The 18472-nt window shown below is 43.0% G+C and carries 16 protein-coding genes; 4 read left to right on the top strand and 12 right to left on the bottom strand.

The window, feature by feature from the left end:
• Nucleotides 1-6: 6 nt before the first annotated feature.
• Nucleotides 7-1344: a D-serine transporter DsdX gene (gene dsdX, locus HWQ47_RS08850; RefSeq protein ID WP_269970777.1), complete on the bottom strand. Its 1338-nt coding sequence runs from the start codon at nt 1342-1344 to the stop codon at nt 7-9.
• A gap of 222 nt (nt 1345-1566) precedes the next feature.
• Between dsdX and dsdC the strand changes: the two genes are divergently transcribed.
• On the top strand, nt 1567-2520 hold the full coding sequence (gene dsdC / locus HWQ47_RS08845; protein WP_269970776.1) for a DNA-binding transcriptional regulator DsdC: 954 nt from the start codon (nt 1567-1569) through the stop codon (nt 2518-2520).
• A 70-nt stretch (nt 2521-2590) separates the two neighbouring features.
• Here dsdC and der read toward each other — a convergent pair whose 3' ends face one another.
• The 8 genes from der to HWQ47_RS08805 form a co-directional block, all read right to left on the bottom strand.
• Nucleotides 2591-4063, bottom strand: a complete 1473-nt coding sequence (gene der / locus HWQ47_RS08840; protein WP_269970775.1) for a ribosome biogenesis GTPase Der — start codon at nt 4061-4063, stop codon at nt 2591-2593.
• Nucleotides 4064-4225: 162 nt separating this feature from the next.
• Nucleotides 4226-5413 carry an outer membrane protein assembly factor BamB gene (gene bamB, locus HWQ47_RS08835; RefSeq protein ID WP_269970774.1) on the bottom strand — a complete coding sequence of 396 codons (1188 nt, stop codon included), beginning with the start codon at nt 5411-5413 and terminating at the stop codon, nt 4226-4228.
• Nucleotides 5414-5424: 11 nt separating this feature from the next.
• Entirely contained in the window at nt 5425-6045 is a 621-nt protein-coding gene (locus HWQ47_RS08830) for a tetratricopeptide repeat protein (RefSeq protein ID WP_269970773.1), read from the bottom strand.
• 12 nt (nt 6046-6057) lie between these two features.
• Nucleotides 6058-7332 (bottom strand): histidine--tRNA ligase, encoded by a 1275-nt coding sequence (gene hisS, locus HWQ47_RS08825; protein WP_269970772.1) that lies wholly within the window; start codon nt 7330-7332, stop codon nt 6058-6060.
• Between the two features lie 175 nt (nt 7333-7507).
• A complete protein-coding gene (gene ispG / locus HWQ47_RS08820) occupies nt 7508-8623 on the bottom strand; it encodes a flavodoxin-dependent (E)-4-hydroxy-3-methylbut-2-enyl-diphosphate synthase (RefSeq protein WP_269970771.1) in 1116 nt (371 codons plus the stop codon).
• Nucleotides 8624-8701: 78 nt separating this feature from the next.
• Nucleotides 8702-9637: a RodZ domain-containing protein gene (locus HWQ47_RS08815; protein ID WP_269970770.1), complete on the bottom strand. Its 936-nt coding sequence runs from the start codon at nt 9635-9637 to the stop codon at nt 8702-8704.
• Nucleotides 9637-10425 (bottom strand): type IV pilus biogenesis/stability protein PilW, encoded by a 789-nt coding sequence (pilW, locus tag HWQ47_RS08810; RefSeq protein ID WP_269970769.1) that lies wholly within the window; start codon nt 10423-10425, stop codon nt 9637-9639. The genes HWQ47_RS08815 and pilW overlap by 1 nt, the downstream gene beginning before the upstream one ends.
• Before the next feature lie 33 nt (nt 10426-10458).
• On the bottom strand, nt 10459-11580 hold the full coding sequence (locus HWQ47_RS08805) for a bifunctional tRNA (adenosine(37)-C2)-methyltransferase TrmG/ribosomal RNA large subunit methyltransferase RlmN (protein ID WP_269970768.1): 1122 nt from the start codon (nt 11578-11580) through the stop codon (nt 10459-10461).
• A 229-nt stretch (nt 11581-11809) separates the two neighbouring features.
• Between HWQ47_RS08805 and HWQ47_RS08800 the strand changes: the two genes are divergently transcribed.
• Together HWQ47_RS08800 and HWQ47_RS08795 are read left to right on the top strand one after the other, a co-directional pair.
• Nucleotides 11810-12898 carry a CNNM domain-containing protein gene (locus tag HWQ47_RS08800; protein WP_269970767.1) on the top strand — a complete coding sequence of 363 codons (1089 nt, stop codon included), beginning with the start codon at nt 11810-11812 and terminating at the stop codon, nt 12896-12898.
• Nucleotides 12899-13006: 108 nt separating this feature from the next.
• The gene (locus HWQ47_RS08795) at nt 13007-14740 is read left to right on the top strand and encodes a bifunctional metallophosphatase/5'-nucleotidase (RefSeq protein ID WP_269970766.1); all 1734 of its coding nucleotides are present in this window, start codon (nt 13007-13009) and stop codon (nt 14738-14740) included.
• A gap of 323 nt (nt 14741-15063) precedes the next feature.
• On the opposite strand, the gene HWQ47_RS08790 is transcribed toward HWQ47_RS08795, so the two are convergent.
• The 3 genes from HWQ47_RS08790 to HWQ47_RS08780 all read right to left on the bottom strand — a co-directional run bounded on the left by HWQ47_RS08790 (nt 15064) and on the right by HWQ47_RS08780 (nt 16440).
• Nucleotides 15064-15570 carry a GNAT family N-acetyltransferase gene (locus tag HWQ47_RS08790; RefSeq protein ID WP_269970765.1) on the bottom strand — a complete coding sequence of 169 codons (507 nt, stop codon included), beginning with the start codon at nt 15568-15570 and terminating at the stop codon, nt 15064-15066.
• 203 nt (nt 15571-15773) lie between these two features.
• Nucleotides 15774-16076, bottom strand: a complete 303-nt coding sequence (locus tag HWQ47_RS08785) for an NrfJ (RefSeq protein ID WP_269970764.1) — start codon at nt 16074-16076, stop codon at nt 15774-15776.
• Nucleotides 16077-16218: 142 nt separating this feature from the next.
• Nucleotides 16219-16440 (bottom strand): DUF3820 family protein, encoded by a 222-nt coding sequence (locus tag HWQ47_RS08780; RefSeq protein ID WP_269970763.1) that lies wholly within the window; start codon nt 16438-16440, stop codon nt 16219-16221.
• A 562-nt stretch (nt 16441-17002) separates the two neighbouring features.
• Between HWQ47_RS08780 and HWQ47_RS08775 the strand changes: the two genes are divergently transcribed.
• On the top strand, nt 17003-18382 hold the full coding sequence (locus HWQ47_RS08775) for an ABC transporter substrate-binding protein (RefSeq protein ID WP_269971705.1): 1380 nt from the start codon (nt 17003-17005) through the stop codon (nt 18380-18382).
• The last annotated feature ends 90 nt before the right edge of the window (nt 18383-18472 follow it).

The raw sequence follows: 18472 nt of genomic DNA, 5'->3' as shown, positions 1-18472 counted from the left end.
TCAGGGTTAAATGACATAAGACAAAGCGAAAGTTGCAGCCAGCGCCACTAGAGAAGCAATAAAGGTTGCTGTGGTGTAATACATAAAAGTTTGTTTCATGGTCGCCCCAGTATACTGCTTGACTAGCCAGAACAAGGAGTCAGTCACTATGGTGCAACCAATCGCGCCAGAACCAATGGCTAAGGTGACGATCACAGGGTTCAAATCGGGATAAAGCACCAACAGTGGCGATACAATCGCGGTAGCGCCCATCATAGCAACCGTTGCAGAACCAACCGCTGCATGTAATATGATGGCAACCAACCAAGCCAGTAACACGGGATGCATGTCCAAATTAGCTAAAATTTGCGCTAGGCTGTCACCCATTCCGCTGCCACTTAGCACGCCATTAAACGCGCCTCCAGCACCAATAATCAGTAATATATTGGCAATAGAAGCAAAGGAATCTTCTGTTTTGGTGAGCAGGGTACTCATGGTCATCTTGTTACGCAGACCAAGTAGATAATAAGCAGCAAATGCTGCAATAAACATGGCTGTTATCGGATTACCGACAAACTCCAGCGTAGTGTAAAGTGTAGTGCCTGGCGTCATATAAAGTTCAGCCACGGTTTTGACCAACATTAAGATGATCGGCAACAAGATAGTGAACAGTGTCGTGCTCAATGCCGGCAGCTCACTTTCTTTACGGGCTGAAACCTCACTGAATTGAGCAGGAACTGGCAGGTGTGGCAGCTTTTTTCCACAAATCTTAAGGAACAGTGGACCACCAATCAAAGACGCTGCTAGACCAATTAATAGGCCCCAAATGATAACTGAACCTACATCAGCACCGAGTGCATTCGTCACATAGAGTGCAGCAGGATGCGGTGGTACGATACAGTGTACGGCCATCAACGCGGTACACAATGGGATGGCTAGTTTCAGCAGCGAAGTATTGGTTTTACGGGCGATCGAGAAAGCTAATGGGATCAACAAGACCACACCCACTTCGACGAACAAAGTAATACCGCAGATAAGACCGACAAGCACCATGATGACATCAGGGCTCAGGTAGCGAGACTTAAGTAAGGTTAAACCTATACGCTCCGCTGCGCCAGAGATCTCCATCATCTTACCCAAAATCGTACCTAGGCCAATGACGATAGCCAGAAAGCCTAAAGTACCACCTATGCCAGACTCCATGGCTTTGATCATCTCCAGTGGCGCCATTCCCATCATACCGCCAACAAAGAAGCTGGCTAATAAAAGGCCAAGAAAGGGGTGTAATTTGAACTTCACTATACTGACAACAATCAACAAAATGCTGCTAAGCAAAGTACCGATAATCCAGAGTTGCGACTCCATGGTGTTTCTCATGATTGAAATAAAGTGACGCTATTAAAGCTAATTCCCTAAGGAGTGACAAAAGATATAAATCTTCACTGACATGAGCCAGATTGCGACAAGAGATCAGCATCACTCACGAAAAATCACATCACGTGACCCCCATCACAGCCTCGTTGATATGTTCAGCGGTTAAACACTGCCTAAGGTAAAATATGAAGATCAAGAAATGAGAAGTCAGTCATGTATTCCCAACAAGATGTTTTTACTCGCAACCGCTTGCTCAGCAGTTATCAACTTGCAAAGTTACACACCTTTGAAGTTGTTGCCCGTCATCAGTCATTCTCACTGGCAGCTGAAGAGTTATGTGTCAGCCCTTCGGCCGTAAGCCATAGAGTAACAGCGCTGGAGGCTGAGCTAGGTTTTAAATTATTTTCACGATTTCATCGCCGTATAGAATTAACCAAAGATGGTAAAAGACTATTTTTAAAGTTAAAAGATAGCCTGCGCAGTTTGAATCAAGAAGTATTTGAGATCAAAAATCAAGAGGTGTCTGGCAAGCTTACGGTGTACTCTCGACCATCAATTGCCCAATGTTGGCTGGTCCCTAAAATTGCTGATTTTTGTCGCCAATATCCCGCGATATCCATCAATATTCTTACTGGTAATGAAAATATTAATTTTAATGGTGATCAGATAGATCTCGCTATTTATTACGACAATCAACCGCGCAGTAAACTATATTGCCAACATTTGATGGATGAAACCATCATGCCAGTCTGTAGCCCAGAATATGCTGCTGAACATGATCTTATCGGCAAGCCAGAACATTTAAGCCACTGCACCTTACTGCATGATAATCAGGCATGGGAGTACGACTCAGATTGTGATGAGTGGAAATTTTGGGCTGACAAACAAGGGTTGAATGTCGAAGAGATTGACCGTTCGGTAAGATTTGATCGCTCGGATTTAGCGGTCATCGCTGCCATGAATCATACTGGGGTCGCTATGGGACGCGGACAGTTGGTCAGTAAACGCATTATCCGTGGTGAACTCATCGCCCCTTTTGCAGGTTTGCAGGTGAGATGCGAACAGACTTATTACCTCGCCTCTCTTGACCGTGAACTAAACCCCAAAGCTAAACTCTTTGTGGATTGGCTCAAGCTCAAAGCAAAACACACTCAAGATAATATCTGACAGGAACTGACGAAGAACGAATGAAACCACCCTGAGCTCATTCAGAGTGGTTTCATAATAGAATCAAACTCTACTTTTTATCTTTGATGTGCGTCATCATACGCTTACGACGACGTTCTTGGCTTACTGTCAGCCTCTTAGTGTGTAACCCTTCAAATGGGTTCTCACCGTCTTGGAAACGAACTTGAATTGGTGTACCCATCACTTTCAGTGAACGACGGTAGTAGTTCATCATAAAGCGCTTATATGAATCAGGTAGCCTCTTCACCTGGTTACCGTGTACAACCACGATTGGCGGGTTGTAACCACCAGCATGAGCATACTTAAGCTTAACACGACGGCCATTCACCATAGGTGGCTGATGATCATCCTGTGCCATCTGCATGATACGGGTCAACATAGAAGTACTCACACGGCGGGTCGCACTTTCATAGGCTTCTTGAACGGATTCAAAAAGATGACCTACGCCAGTACCATGAAGCGCCGAAATAAAATGAATACGAGCAAAGTCGATAAAGCCTAGACGGCGATCAAGTTCACTCTTGACTCTGTCTTTAATACCTTGATCGATGCCATCCCATTTATTGACGGCAATAACCAGTGCACGGCCAGAGTTAAGTACGAAGCCTAATAGGCCTAAGTCTTGTTCGGCAATCCCTTCTCGGGCATCAACGATGAGTAATACGACGTTACTGTCTTCAACCGCTTTAAGGGTTTTAATGACCGAGAATTTCTCTACGGTTTCATTAACCTTACTGCGACGGCGAACACCGGCGGTATCGATGAGGATGTACTCACGCCCATCACGTTCCATCGGAATGTAAATACTGTCTCGAGTCGTACCCGGCTCGTCATACACGACGACACGCTCTTCACCTAAAATACGGTTGGTTAAAGTAGATTTACCCACATTTGGTTTACCAATAATGGCAAGTTTAATCGGTAAGTCTTGCAGACGCTTTTGATCGGCTTCTGCATCCTCTTCAGTATACTCTTTATCCTCTTCATTTTCGCCATCACCTTCATCAGTATCACGAGTTAGACCTAAGGCTTCTGCATAAGGAGCAAGTGCGTATTCAATCATGTTGGTCACACCACGGCCTTGCGCAGCTGCCATCTGGTAGACTTCGCCTAAGCCGAGGGCCCAAAATTCAGCACATGCCGAATCAGCATCGATACCATCAACCTTATTGGCAACAACAAAGGTGGTTTTTTCACGACGTCGTAGATGGTCTGCAATAGCGTGATCTGCAGCTGTAAGACCCGCTCTAGCATCAGTCAAGAATAAGACCACATCAGCTTCTTCAATGGCAGCCATAGACTGCTCAGCCATGTGAACTTCAATCCCCTCCTCAGTACCATCGATACCACCAGTATCAACAACAATGAACTCATAACCTGACAAATGAGCACGACCATACTTACGATCCCGAGTTAGCCCAGGATAGTCGGCCACCAAAGCATCACGCGTTCGCGTTAGGCGGTTAAATAAGGTCGACTTACCGACATTCGGACGACCAACAAGGGCCACTACTGGAATCATTTTTATGCCTCTATCTACAAATTTTTTAAAATATTAAAAACGAAAAAACTTCGATTTAGTAAACAAAAAGCCCCCAGAAATCGCTTCCAGGGGCAATACCCAAACCACTTCAAGATACTGTATTCAGTGATCCTGAAGGGTATATATCGACTAAACAATAATTTACGGGAGCGTTATTCTAGCCACTTCACCGTTTCGGGTTTGAACGTATATGTTATCACCCACAACCAAAGGCTGGCTAAACAGACCTGAACTGTCGACCTGTACACGGCCAACAATTTTACCATCATTCTTATCAATAAAATGAAGGTAACCTTCGAAATCACCTACCACAATATAATCATGAAATACCGCTGGAGACGTTAAGTCACGATTAGCAAGCTCAGTGTTATTCCAGTTCTCTAGACCATTGCGTCTATCAATAGAATAGATACGACTATGATCATCAACAAGAAACAGATTCACACCTGAGTCAGCCAATTCATGAAAACTTGAATACTTACGCGTCCACACTACCCGCCCTGTTCTCAGCTCCATAGACACCAAATTGCCGTTAAAACTTACGGCATAGAGGTTATCGCCTATAATGAGCGGCATCATATCGATATCGGCCATGCGGGTAAACTCATTACCGCCTTTTGGCGTATAAATCGCTTGTTCCCATGCTGCCTGTCCACTGTTCTTAATCACAACGGCTATTTTACCATCGGCGGTTCCAACAAAGAAGCCACCGGATTCATAGTTTGCAGCCCCTGTTCCACGCAGTGTTAATGTCGGCAGTTTTGACTCATACACCCACTGCTTTTCACCATCATCGACATTAAATGCTTCAAGCGTACCTGCACTAGTACTGACGACGACAAGATCTTCAGCAACTGTAGGCACTGATAGTAACTCGCCACCGGCAATAACAGACCACTCAACATCGCCAGTCTCAGCATCCAGCGCACCCAGTAAGCCACTTTCACCACCGATAAAGATCTTATCACGGGCAGCAGTCACACCAGCCGCAATTTGTGCACCTTTGTTCTTAGCTAAAATATTGTCCTTAAATGCAGAACTAAAGTCCTTTTGCCAGACCGTTTCGCCTGTCGCTTCATCAAAGGCTGTCACCTGACCATAACGATCGGCAACGTATAATTTGTCATACCGTACCGCTGGACGCAGACGTGAATAATATGGGCCGACGCCATTGCCAGTCGATGCGCTCCAGCTTACGGTTGGAAATACACTTGCCTCAATCTCAGGCAAAGGACTAACTGGCTCTTCATCTACATCACTTGACGAACAGGCCGATAATAGACCTAAGCTCAATCCACATGCGAGCAATGTTTTGCACCAAGACTTCATGGGCAGCTTCCTTATGCCTTGTTCAAATTATCTAGCTTCATCTGTAGCGCAGGACTTGCCGTTGCTCCACCGTTATCCACGGCAGCTTGATAAGCCGCTTTAGCGAGTTCAGCATCACCTTTGCGAACCAGAAAATCACCTTTAAGCTCATCTCTTTGCGCGGTAAAAGCAGGATCTGACACTTGATCTAATGTGGTAATCGCGATTGCAATTTGACCTTGTTCAGCCTGAACACGAGCCAATCGAATTGTCGCTACCATCACTAAACTCGTATCGGCAGCTGTAACAATGACACTTTTCAATGTTGTTTCAGCTTTACCTAAATCACCCGCTTCAACAGCCGCCTTAGCAACAATAAGCGATAACAGTGACTGATAACCTTTTTGATTGTACTGTTGGGCAAAAGTCTCAGCTGCTGCGAGCATGCCAGCATCCGTCATCGCTGGAGCCGTCATGGTTTGGAATGCTTCAGAAGCTAATTCAGCTTGAGCTATTTTATGTTCAGAATAATAGTTCCAACCGAATAAACCACCTAGACCTACGACTGCACCAACGACAATTGATGTTCCATAATCTTTCCAGAACTGTTTGATAGCATCTACTTGTTGTTCTTCTGTGCTATAAATTTCCACGCAATCTTCCTCTTAAATCTGCTGGGCGATATAAGTTGCTAAACCATCACGTGCAACTAATTCTTGTTCTTTTTTCTCACGAAGGTACTTAACTGCAACTTGATTATTGGCAATTTCGTCATCACCTATAACAAGCGCAATTTTGGCACCACTTTTATCCGCGCGCTTCATCTGTTTTTTGAAGTTACCGCCGCCACAATGACTCATAACCCTAAGGTTAGGCAACTCACTTCGTAGTGATTCGGCAATTTTTATCGCTTCAATCTTACTTGCATCACCCATCGCCGTCACATATACGTCGACAGTTGAAGCAATATCGCTGGTTAGCGCTAATGTTTCAAGCATCAAAACGATACGCTCTAGCCCCATGGCAAAGCCGACTGCTGGGGTATCTTTACCGCCTAACTGCTCCACTAATCCATCGTAGCGCCCACCCGCAAGTACAGTACCTTGTGAGCCTAAACTCGTAGTAACCCACTCAAAAACAGTACGATTATAATAATCTAAACCACGTACTAGGCGAGGGTTAATGACGTATTGGATGCCAACAGCGTCTAAGAGTTCACATAAATGTGAAAAATGTGTCCGAGACTCTTCACCAAGGAAGTCCATCAACTCAGGCGCATCGACTAATAATGCCTGTACATCAGGGTTTTTAGTGTCTAAAACACGTAATGGGTTGGTGTACATACGGCGCTGACTTTCTTCATCAAGTTGCTCTTTAAACTGCTCTAAGAACTCAATAAGGGCGCTACGGTATGTGGTACGTTCGGCTGGATCACCTAAAGTGTTAAGCTCAAGAGTCACATGATCAGCGATCCCCAGTTTTTCCCAAAGACGGGCAGATAGCATCAAGACTTCAGCATCTACATCGGCAGAGCCAATGCCATAAACTTCAACACCAAATTGGTTAAATTGACGGTAGCGACCTTTTTGAGGGCGTTCATGCCTAAACATAGGACCCATATACCAGAGACGCTGCTCTTGATTATATAGCAAACCATGTTCATTACCCGCACGTACCGTCGAGGCTGTGCCTTCTGGACGTAGCGTTAAGCTATCGCCATTACGGTCATCAAAGGTATACATTTCTTTTTCAACGATATCAGTAACTTCACCGATTGAACGCTTAAACAAATCTGTACTTTCAACGATAGGCGTACGGATTTCACTGTAACCATATGCGGCAACAGTGTCTCTTAATACGGTCTCTAGTTTTTGCCATAAAGGACTTTGGGTAGGCAGAATATCATTCATTCCGCGAATAGCTTGGATCTGTTTTGCCACAGTATAGACTCGTCCGATTTAACTATAAATTTAACAGCGCCGTGCAGTATATCTCATATACCTAAGCTACCTCAAGGTGCGCATTTTTGAGCGCTCGCTGGATAGCAAAACAAGGCTGTTTCCAACTAACAAAAAAAACGCCGAGACAGGCTCAGCGTTGATACATGACTCTAGGTTATTTGCTTAAATCTTGTACTGGAATGCGCGCATTGATAATGGACGCTTTCGCTCTGATCTTAGCTTCGAGTGAATCGACAATATTATCATTATCAAAGCGCTCTTTTTGTCTAACACCGTCATCGAAGTAACCACTCTTGCGGTTACCACCAGTTAAACCGATATCCGACACCAGAGCTTCCCCTGGTCCATTGACCACGCAGCCAATAATGGACACATCCATCGGTGTGACAATATCTTCGAGGCGTCGTTCGAGTTCATTAACCGTGCTTATCACATCAAACTCTTGACGAGAACAAGATGGGCAAGCGATAAAGTTGATGCCTCGTGAACGAATACGCAGTGATTTAAGGATATCAAATCCAACTTTAATCTCTTCAATCGGATCCGCTGCAAGAGAGATACGCAGTGTATCACCAATACCTTCGGCCAGCAGCATACCAAGGCCCACAGCGGATTTAACAGAACCTGCACGTAAACCACCCGCTTCTGTGATACCTAAGTGAAGTGGCTGTACTATCTGTTTTGCCAGTAAGCGATATGCTTCGACGGCAAGGAACACATCGGATGCTTTGACACTCACTTTAAATTGATCAAAATTAAGTCTGTCGAGAATATCCACGTGACGCATTGCTGATTCTAGCAATGCCTCAGGCGTTGGCTCTCTGTACTTATCCATCAAATCTTTTTCTAAAGAGCCACCATTAATGCCAATTCGAATGGGAATATTCTTATCTCGGGCACAATCAACCACACTTTTGATTCGAGACTCATTACCAATATTACCAGGATTAATACGCAGGCAATCTACACCATATTCAGCCACTTTAAGTGCGATGCGATAATCGAAATGTATATCAGCAATAAGAGGAATATTAGTCTGTTGTTTGATAAGCTTAAACGCTTCTGCAGCATCCATCGTCGGCACAGAAACTCGTACAATATCAGCCCCTACTTTTTCAAGAGCATTAATTTGCGCGACAGTGGCAGCGACGTCGGTCGTTAAGGTATTTGTCATCGACTGAACCGCTATTGGTGCACCATCACCAATAGGAACATCACCCACATAGATCCGGGTTGAAGCACGTCTTTTTATCGGGTTTTCGTTGTACATCTTGTTTACTCTGTTTGTCTGGTACTTGCTGATGCCATTACGCACGACATCATTTAATCTTCGTTCTGAACTTGAGTTTTACTCAGAAAAGGGAAGATTGAATCGAGCCACTCGTCCATTAGGATAATCAGCTAAGCTCACGTTCTTGTTGTTCAGTTTAATGGTAACAGCCTGAGGCGCACCTAAGGTGAATTTGAACGGTTCACGCCCCTTCACATCAAGTGTGCTACCCGCTTTTTCCAAATCATTAATCAAAGTCTTACCATCGGCATCGGTGACATTGATCCAACAATCCGCGGTTAACGTTAGACTAAGACTTGATTCGCCAGTAGCAAGCTCAAGGGCTTGTTGGATAAGCTCTGGTTGTTGACTGAAGGTCTCACTTTCAATAGCAGGAACCCGAGCAGTGACTGCATCTGAATGCTCAATATCTAAATCATCAATCCCTGAGCTCTCAATACCAGAGTCTCGTTCCTTGTTTGGATCAGGTAACTCTGCAGTTGAAAAAGATTCAGGAATCGAATTAGCCATTTCTTCCATTGTAGGCTGTGAAAAATCCACACTCGCTTGAGTATCCGATTTTTGTACCCACCATAAAACAAGCAAGGCTAATAGAATAAAGACAATAACATAAGTGACAAACATTAAACGCCCATCACTAGCTTGACGTGTGGTTTTGCGAGAAAAACTTTGCATTTCAGGCGCTGTCGCCTTTGGGAATTGGCGCTCTATGCACCTTTGTATCGCTTCAGTATCAACGTGAACAATACGTGCGTAGTTCTTCACATAGCCTTTAACGTAAATAGCGGAGGCCATATCATCGAAGTTATCAGCTTCAATGTCATGGACAATACAGGGCCGTAGATGCAGCTGCCCTGCAATTTCTTCAATACTTGCCCCTTGCTTCTTGCGGGCACTTAGTAACAGGGATCCAATAGTTGTTTTTTCGGATGTGTCTTGGGTTTCATTACTGTCTGCTACATCCTTGAGCATATCGACTTTCTTATTTGTCATCAGTGCATACTGGCTCGATATAGCTTAGCCTCATTAGATGAGGGAAACTTGGCTAAAAGTAAAATGCCAAACTCTCTGGCGGCTTCTTCATCATTTAAAGCTCGCTCTATCATCACACCTAAAGTTAAACTCTCCGCGGACTGAGCAATGAAACGATGGTAACGCGCTAATTGTACTCGGGCATCGAAATAATTATCTTGTTCTATCTCAATCTCAGTTAATTCAATCAGAGTGCTTTGACTTCTGGGGTTATATTTAAGTGCGATACTAAAATACTCACGCGCTTTATCTATTTCACCAGCCTTACGGCTGCAGATCCCCAAATTCTCATAACTGTCACCCGCTCGGGTATACTTGGGCATCTTTATCGCCCTAAGAAACATTTTCTCTGATTCTTTATATTTATCTTGTTGACAGAGAAAGACACCAAAATTATTGAATCCATCACCGCTGGCATCTTTAGCATCTATAGCTTTTCGATAAGACATTTCTGCATTATCAAGATCACCCACCGTTTGATAATAAAAAGCCATAGAAATATGTACATCTTCGATGTTAGGGGCAAACTTAACCGCTTTATCTAAGTTGTATTTAGCCTGCTGGCTATTCCCCCTACGCAAGTAAGTAAGCCCCAACTGAGCTCGTTTTTGCGCTGCCAACACATTATCAAATGGCCTCTCTGTCACCAGCACATCGGTACCACTATAAGTACTTTGTGATACACAACCACCCACCATCCCTATACCGAGTACGATAAAAGTCATAATTTGGGGTAGTCCATGTGTCATTAACAAGCCTATACTATCTAAATTTACAATGAGTTAGTTTATTGTGACCGATATTTGGCTATCTTGCATGCGTTTTTTCGCTAAACGTTTAGTTCTGTCTCTAATATCGCCGGCTAATTGACCACAGGCCGCGTCAATATCATCTCCCCGAGTCTTACGAACAATCACTGTCAGGTCATATTCCATCAATACTTTGGAGAAACGATCGATACGTGAATTAGAAGAACGACCATAAGGAGAGCCTGGGTAAGGGTTAAATGGGATCAAATTAATCTTACAGGGCGTATCTTTCATTAATTTAGCAAGTTCATGTGCTTGGTCGGTACTGTCGTTGATATGATCTAACATCACATACTCAACCGTCACACGCCCACGATTTGCATTAGATTTTGCAATGTAACGGCGAATGCCTGCTAAAAATGTCTCTAGAGGATACTTTTTGTTGACCGGTACAAGTACATCTCGTAGTTCGTCATTTGGTGCATGAATACTGACGGCCAGCGCCACATCCAGAGCATCACCGAGTATATCCAAAGCGGGAACAACACCTGATGTTGATAACGTAACGCGGCGCTTAGAGAGACTGAAACCAAAATCGTCCAACATGATGTCCATCGCTGGGATCACATTTTTAAGGTTTAATAGTGGCTCGCCCATTCCCATCATAACGACATTAGTGATAGGTCGTTCGCCAGTATCTTTAACGAAACCGATAAAATCAGCGACACGCCAAACCTGGCCGATAATCTCTGAAACGGTTAAGTTACGGTTAAATCCCTGCTGAGCAGTTGAGCAAAAGGTACACTCTAGCGCACAACCAACCTGAGAAGAAACACACAAGGTAGCCCGGTCTCCCTCTGGAATATAAACCGTTTCGATCTCTTGGCCCTGCCCTACATTAATGGCGAACTTAATGGTGCCATCTTCAGATTTTTGAAAACTTGAAATTTCTGGCGCAATAATCTCACAACGAGCACTAAGCTTAGCGCGTAATACTTTATTAATATTAGTCATCGCTTCGAAGTCACTAACACCAAAATGATAAATCCACTTCATCAATTGATCGGCACGAAACGGCTTTTCACCCATGTCAGTGAATAATGCCCTTAACCCTTTACGGTCAAGATCCAATAAATTGATCTTCTTCTCACTCATTTAGACTAACCTCAACACTGAATACACGCCACAGGGCGGCGAATTATACAGACAGAACCCTATTTTAGCTAGTTGTGATACTAGCAGTACTGGCATTGATACTTAAGATACTCCCTTTCCCTCTGCTATCCCATAAAATATGTTTAATCCGTGTTTAATAGGAAACTGGTTTGTTTTAATGTTAGAATCATGATGGACTAATATTGGTCCGCAAATATAATCCTCTTAAATGATCACCCTCATTGTTATAATTTGTGTTGCTATCGGTGTTTCTTTCCTATGCAGCGTGTTTGAAGCCGTTTTACTCTCTGTCACTCCGAGCTATATTGCAAACTTGGTTCACAGCAACCCAAGTGCTGCAGATCGTCTTAGAAAGCAGAAAGATAATGTCGAATCACCATTGGTCTCTATTCTTACTTTGAATACAATAGCCCACACTGTTGGTGCGGCTGTAGCTGGTGCGCAAGCAGCCAAAGTATTCGGTGATAATATGCTGGGTGTGTTCTCAGCGGTATTGACTTTCTTGATTCTATTTTTCTCAGAAATTATACCAAAAACAATCGGTGCAAACTATTGGCGCAGCTTAGCGCCGTCAGTCTCAGTTGCCCTCCTATGGATGGAGCGACTCATGTATCCTTTGATTTGGATGTCACGTCAGGTAACACAATTATTAGGCAAAGGGGATGAAGGCCAATACATTCGTCAAGAGATGAGTGCTATGGCTAAAATTGGTCAAGAATCAGGTGAGCTCGATGAACAAGAGTCAAAAATTCTGACACAAATGTTATCAGTCAAAGAGATGCCAGTAACTGCAATTATGACCCCCAGAACGGTCATGTTTAGTCTACCAGCTTCGATGACACAGGAACAATTTTCCCAACAACATAAGGGAACACCATTTTCTCGTATTCCGATTTTTAATAAAGATCCTGACGACGTTATTGGTTATGTCAGCCGAGATGAAATTCTACTTGCCGAGCGTAAAACGCCACAAGCGACCATAGGCGAGCTGAAACGTAATTTAATCGCTGTACCTGAAACCGCTAAAATATTGCCACTGTTTCAACTACTCACAAAGCGTAGTACTAAAATTACTATGGTCGTAAATGAGTACGGTACCGGTGAGGGTCTTGTCTCTTTAGAAGATATTATCGAATCGCTTTTGGGTCTAGAAATTGTCGACAGCAACGATCCCGTTACTGATATGCAACAACTTGCACGTAAGTTATGGAAGAAGCGCATGACAGACAAAGGGATCACCTTCTCTGATGATGGCGAGTTTGACTCTTATATCCAGACGCCTAAGTCAGATTCTTAATTTCATCGCGTCAGCTTAAACACTAAAAGGGAAACATGAGTTTCCCTTTTTTGTTTGCACCACCCAGTGTACAATTCACAACTGCTGGCTCTAAGAGATCCCCTCCACATGTCTATTCGTTACCCCCTTAAACTTGCGCACATCAACGACACACACTCCCACTTCGAGTGTAGTAGTGTCCGCTTACATTATGAAGAAGAGGGCAAGTCTTACGAGATTTATAGCCACAGCGGCGGGTATGCAAGGATAAATTATCAGGTCGAGAATGCTAGAGCGTCCGCACTCGTTGCTGAACAAGCATTTCTATTTCTTCATGGCGGTGATAGCTTCCAAGGCTCACTCTATTTTAACCAGTTCAAAGGAGCGGCTAATGCCCACCTGCTCAATCTATTAAAACCTGATGCCATGGTGATCGGTAATCATGAAGTCGATGCTGGCAGTGAACCCATTCGTGCTTTTCTCGATAGCATTCAGTTTCCTCTACTGGCAGGTAATATGGATCTTAGCCAGGAGGTGATCGGCAAAAGTAGTGCGATTAAAGGACATAAAAACCTTTATGAATATCAGCATGAACTGGGCATAGCTAAGGTAGTCATTAAGCCACTACAAGATAAGCAACTGGCCATTATTGGGATAACATTAGATCAAATGGCAGAGATCGCACGTCCCGATCCCGATACACATTTCATCAACGCTATTGAGACTACCCGTAAAACAGTTCAACATTTAAAGTCTATCGGGATTGACCATATCTTAGTATTGAGCCATTTGGGCTTTGATCAAGATAAAGTGTTAGCTGGGCAAGTCGATGGGATCAGTCTCATTGTCGGTGGGCACTCACATACACTACAGGGCGATTTTAAAGAGTTTGGGCTCAGTGCCACCCCATATGGTGTTAGTGTTAATAACACGCCTATCTTACACGCAGGTAAACACGCGGAGACGATTGGCCTTGCGGACATTGAATTCAATGCCGTTGGACAAGTGACGAGTCTAAATGGGCATAATTACTTTATGTTAGATAACCAGTTTATTCTCGAATCTAAACACCACGTCACCCAACATGAATACGACAAGGTACGAGCGCATCTGAAACAGCACCCTGGTATTCTATGGGACAATGAAGACACTGCTATAACCAAGGTGATCAATACACAATACAAACCTGCTATTGCAGCTCTAGAACAGCAAGTTCTAGGCTTTATACCTAGAAACTTAATTCACACCCGCCTGCCCAGCAAAGCACTTCCTCACGGCAGTGAAATTGCACCTTGGGTCTGCAAGAGCATCTATCATGAAGCGAAGCGTCAGCTCACTCAAGTTGACTTTGCACTTCATAATGCAGGAGGGGTTAGGCAGTCTCTCAACAAAGGAGAGGTGACACTAGCCTATGTTGTCGGACGACTACTCCCCTTCGACTTGACTTTAGTTCACTATGAGATCCAAGGTATTCACCTTTTTTCAGCTATAGAATCGGCCATCAACTCAGCAACCAATAACAGTGTTACCGGCACAGGTGCAGGTAGCTTTCCCTACACTTATGGTTTGAAGTATTGTTACGATGGTAGAAAGCCATTAGGTAAAAGAATCTTGTCTTTGGAAGTCTTAGATAAAGATGGCGTCGCATGGATTGGCGTCGAAAAGCAGGTTTATTACTTCGGAGTTTCCTCAGCTTATACCGTATCGGGCAAAGAGGGCTACTCACCTTTACTGCAAGCGAAAACTCAGGAACCCATAGAAGGCCTCACCCTGCCCCTCGCATTTATTCGCTATATACAAAGAGAGCAAGCCCTTCTCGACAATGAATTACCTCCCCAAGTTCATTACACAAGTCACTTATGATACGGATCGGAATAGCGCTCAGAGGCAGAATATATACCCAAGCTACTTGGAAATGCAGGATTCAGTGGGAATTAAATGTGCTTTAGGCAAGGTATTGATTGTAGGTAATGGTTGTTCCCTTGGTAAAATCAATAGCGCAGTATAAAGCGCATTAAAACCCATCTGTGAAGGCTTTGCGCAAGCACACTTCGTTGTTGCATTAGCTTAAAAGGGATCAACCATTCTAATTCTAATACGCCTAGAATTGAACTCGCACAAGGCCTCTGAAACGAGCATTCTCAGGTAGTTTGGGTATAACCCAAGAGCGAGTAGCGATATTACTGCTATAGCTCTTTTTCCATTAAAAAGCCCATGATCACACGCCCAAGCTTCTCTTGATAACTTCTGTGGCGTAGCTTAAATCCCCACGCTAGAAACAGTGGCTTAGAGACTTTGGAGGCATCCACCGACAACATAGAGAAACCCTGCTTATATGCCCAGCTTTCTAGCGTGGCATATAACCGATGAGCCACCCCCTTACTCTGGTAATCAGGATGAACATACAAGCTATCGATATAACCCTGACTCAAAAAGTGTGTTTCTACGTTGATAAAACCACAACATTTAGGCTTACCATTAACAGAACTATCGATATCTACCACCACCCAAGCCTGACTCAAGCTCAAACGCTTGTTCCAGTGGTATGACGAACGTGGTAATGCAGACCAAGCTGACTTATCATCATAGGAATACAATTCATCATCAATATGATGAATTGACTTATGGAAGATGTGACTCACTGCTGATGCATAATGTTTGTCGTATGGAAGAACTGTTAAACTCGATGACATGAAGTGATGAACTAAGCGGCCTATCAATGAAGAGATTGTATACCTATGCAACAACGAATACGAATACCATCGTTGAGTAATGCCAATCGGTATAAATAACCAATTAAAGCAAGATTGACCTATAAAAATGGTGGCGATTATCGGAATGACCAACCACCATTACATACCTTGAATCGACGATAAATAAACCGCCAAATAGATATTTATTTCTTATCGATACGGCCAACAAACAGAAGTTCATCGAATGTACGGTTCAAGGTTTTACTTGTGAAATCATTCATCCACATCTGCTCTTGAACAACCACTTTGTCACCTTTATTGATCTCAATTTGTGGACCAGCAGCCCAAAAAGTCTTATCAGACTCTTTGATCTGTACATATGTGTAACCACCGCCATTCATCGTATCGATAACGATACCTTCATGCATTACACCCTGTGCCCATGCACTAGAGATCCCCAAAGCCAGTGTTGCTACAGCAATTAGTTTTGCAAGTTTAGCGATCATTGTCTGTTCCTTTATCTTTTCATACTAAATTTATTTGATGAAATCATTAAAACATGCAGCACTTAATAAATCTCTAATAAAAACTCAAATATTGAAGCAATCTCTATCTTTTAGATCAAGATCATAAAACCAGAAACAAAAATCAATTTCGTCGAACTTTTAGTAAAGGTTGCAACATCCCCTCTAATCCATTGAGTTTAATCTCATACATTAAAGCAAGCTGCTCACCCAACTTCCCTTCTGGAAATCCTTTAGAATGAAACCAAACCAGATAGGGTTCAGGTAGTTCGAGTAGCTTACGCCCCGCATATTTACCAAAAGGCATCTTCTGATTAATGGCTTCTAACAGCACTTGTTCATTCATATTCATTTCCACTAGCTTCATTTTGAATAGCTTAACCAATCAAACTGTAATCTCAAACAAGAGATCTGAAAATCTTAACTTCAACTCGCACTATTTTCTACTAGTGCGAGTAAAAGCCATTTCAACACTGCTAGAAAACACGCTTAAGCAGGCTCTCCTTTAAAAACAATTATATCTGTTTTGAATAAATAACTGCTTTTTAGTTTAGTTAGTCATAATAAAATATAGTTTAATATCAATATCCTCCAGACTCGAATCATGCCACAAGCACACAATGAACAACTCATCAATCAAGACCATGATAATCAATATGCTTTTTATTCGAGCACCATTTTTCGCTCAATAATGATGAACGTCAAAAGAAACTAAGCACAATTATTGTTGATTACCCCTTAGCTTCTCCCTACTTAGTATGACTAAACTACAGAATCGAAATATTACCTATACAAGCTCGCAACATAATAGTATTAATGTACTCACATGGAGTGGTAAAACGGAGTAATATCACGTGAGTAAGGGATTTAACAAATTTATTACCTTTTTCTTTGTTTTTCATTTTTCGATGAGTTATGCCCAATTTTCACTCGACCAAATCCCCGAAATTGAAAATAAACAAACATTGAATTTAGTCGCAGAGACAGGTTTTTGGACTGTGCATTTAAAGGAAAAAATGTTACCTCAATTTACGGCACAAACCGGAATAAAGGTAAATGTCATCACCACCTCTCTCGATAAGATGTATTCACTTCAAACTGAATCTTTAATTGAAGGTTCAGGCCGATATGATCTACTCACTATGGAAGCAGGATGGGCAAAAGAGTGGGCATCTAAAGGGTTAACCGTGCCTCTATCTGAACTGGCCAATCTCTACGACCCAAGCGGTGAAAGAGGAATAAACAGTTACCTTGAACCCTATTACCCCTCTTTACTCAATATTCTTTCCTATCATGGAGAGATTTACGCTATCCCTTACAACAACTATGTGATGGGTAATCATTACCGAGCCGATTTGTTTCGCCATCCCAAAGAAAAATATAACTTTAAAGTAAAATATGGTTACCCTCTTGCTCCTCCAACCAACATGCAGGAATTAAAAGATGTCAGCGCTTTTTTTACACGCACTAAGGGTGAAACGCTAGGCGATAATATATTAGCAAAACCCTTTTACGGCATAGCGTTAATGTCCGGAAATCGTCCCCACATAAATGATGAATTTTCCTCTATCCTATGGAGCTTAAATGGCTACTGGATGAAACCCGAGTACAATCAAAATCAACAGTTAACGCTTTTCAAACTCCCACCAGATAACACAGTACTTATTCGCACCGCCAATATTTATCAAGATCTTATGCACTATGCCTATCCAGCCAATGAAGAGTTTGCTTTTAAAGAAGCCTCAAATGCGCTTGCTAATGGTGATGTCGCCATGTGGCCTTTTGCCTATAACAACCTATGGAGTGCCTCCTTTAAAGTTGAATCAAATGTTCCTGGAGCAAGATTAGCTGTAGCTCAAGTCCCTGGTGGTAAGCCTTACAATGGTGCTTACGCCTTCGCTGTAGCCTATGATAGCCTCAATCCACAGGCTGCTTACTGGCTGTTAAAATACATGGGATCATTTGAAGCTCAATATGCTTATGCCTTGGGGGGAGGTAACCCATGCCGGGCCGATGTCGCTACATCAGCAGAGTTTCAAACCGAAAAGTTACGCCACATAGGAGGCGCGTTTAACGCCAGTCATAAAGCAAATATGAACTGGTCAACTGAAGTCCTCAGTTTGGGACATTTTACTAGCACAGCCATGGGAAATATCTATCCAGAGTTGAGAAAAAGCTGTTTCAAATTATCAAATAATAACGATCTCCGTGCTGAAACAGCTAAGTTAGTCAGCAAGATTGAGCAGATTCAAAACCGTTATGGTGAAGTACCCGTGGTAAAAAGATGAGGCTACAAAAGCCCTTAAGCAGCATGAAAGAAAAATTAAAGTTATTGCTGTACATCACAATCTTACTAACACTAACGATCGGGTTAACTT

The organism is Shewanella sp. MTB7 (genome assembly GCF_027571385.1).
Taxonomy (GTDB): Bacteria; Pseudomonadota; Gammaproteobacteria; order Enterobacterales; family Shewanellaceae; genus Shewanella.
The sequence above is the reverse complement of the archived record's forward strand: the minus strand, read 5'-3'. Positions and strand labels throughout refer to the sequence as shown.

Excerpts from the sequence above, each read along its gene's own strand:
- dsdC (WP_269970776.1), top strand. The coding sequence starts at position 1,567 with ATGTATTCCCAACAAGATGTTTTTACTCGCAACCGCTTGCTCAGCAGT.
- pilW (WP_269970769.1), bottom strand. The coding sequence starts at position 10,425 with ATGACACATGGACTACCCCAAATTATGACTTTTATCGTACTCGGTATA.
- HWQ47_RS08815 (WP_269970770.1), bottom strand. The coding sequence starts at position 9,637 with ATGACAAATAAGAAAGTCGATATGCTCAAGGATGTAGCAGACAGTAAT.
- der (WP_269970775.1), bottom strand. The coding sequence starts at position 4,063 with ATGATTCCAGTAGTGGCCCTTGTTGGTCGTCCGAATGTCGGTAAGTCG.
- dsdX (WP_269970777.1), bottom strand. The coding sequence starts at position 1,344 with ATGGAGTCGCAACTCTGGATTATCGGTACTTTGCTTAGCAGCATTTTG.
- HWQ47_RS08790 (WP_269970765.1), bottom strand. The coding sequence starts at position 15,570 with ATGTCATCGAGTTTAACAGTTCTTCCATACGACAAACATTATGCATCA.
- HWQ47_RS08785 (WP_269970764.1), bottom strand. The coding sequence starts at position 16,076 with ATGATCGCTAAACTTGCAAAACTAATTGCTGTAGCAACACTGGCTTTG.
- HWQ47_RS08795 (WP_269970766.1), top strand. The coding sequence starts at position 13,007 with ATGTCTATTCGTTACCCCCTTAAACTTGCGCACATCAACGACACACAC.
- HWQ47_RS08800 (WP_269970767.1), top strand. The coding sequence starts at position 11,810 with ATGATCACCCTCATTGTTATAATTTGTGTTGCTATCGGTGTTTCTTTC.
- HWQ47_RS08805 (WP_269970768.1), bottom strand. The coding sequence starts at position 11,580 with ATGAGTGAGAAGAAGATCAATTTATTGGATCTTGACCGTAAAGGGTTA.
- ispG (WP_269970771.1), bottom strand. The coding sequence starts at position 8,623 with ATGTACAACGAAAACCCGATAAAAAGACGTGCTTCAACCCGGATCTAT.
- HWQ47_RS08780 (WP_269970763.1), bottom strand. The coding sequence starts at position 16,440 with ATGAATGAACAAGTGCTGTTAGAAGCCATTAATCAGAAGATGCCTTTT.
- bamB (WP_269970774.1), bottom strand. The coding sequence starts at position 5,413 with ATGAAGTCTTGGTGCAAAACATTGCTCGCATGTGGATTGAGCTTAGGT.
- HWQ47_RS08775 (WP_269971705.1), top strand. The coding sequence starts at position 17,003 with ATGAGTTATGCCCAATTTTCACTCGACCAAATCCCCGAAATTGAAAAT.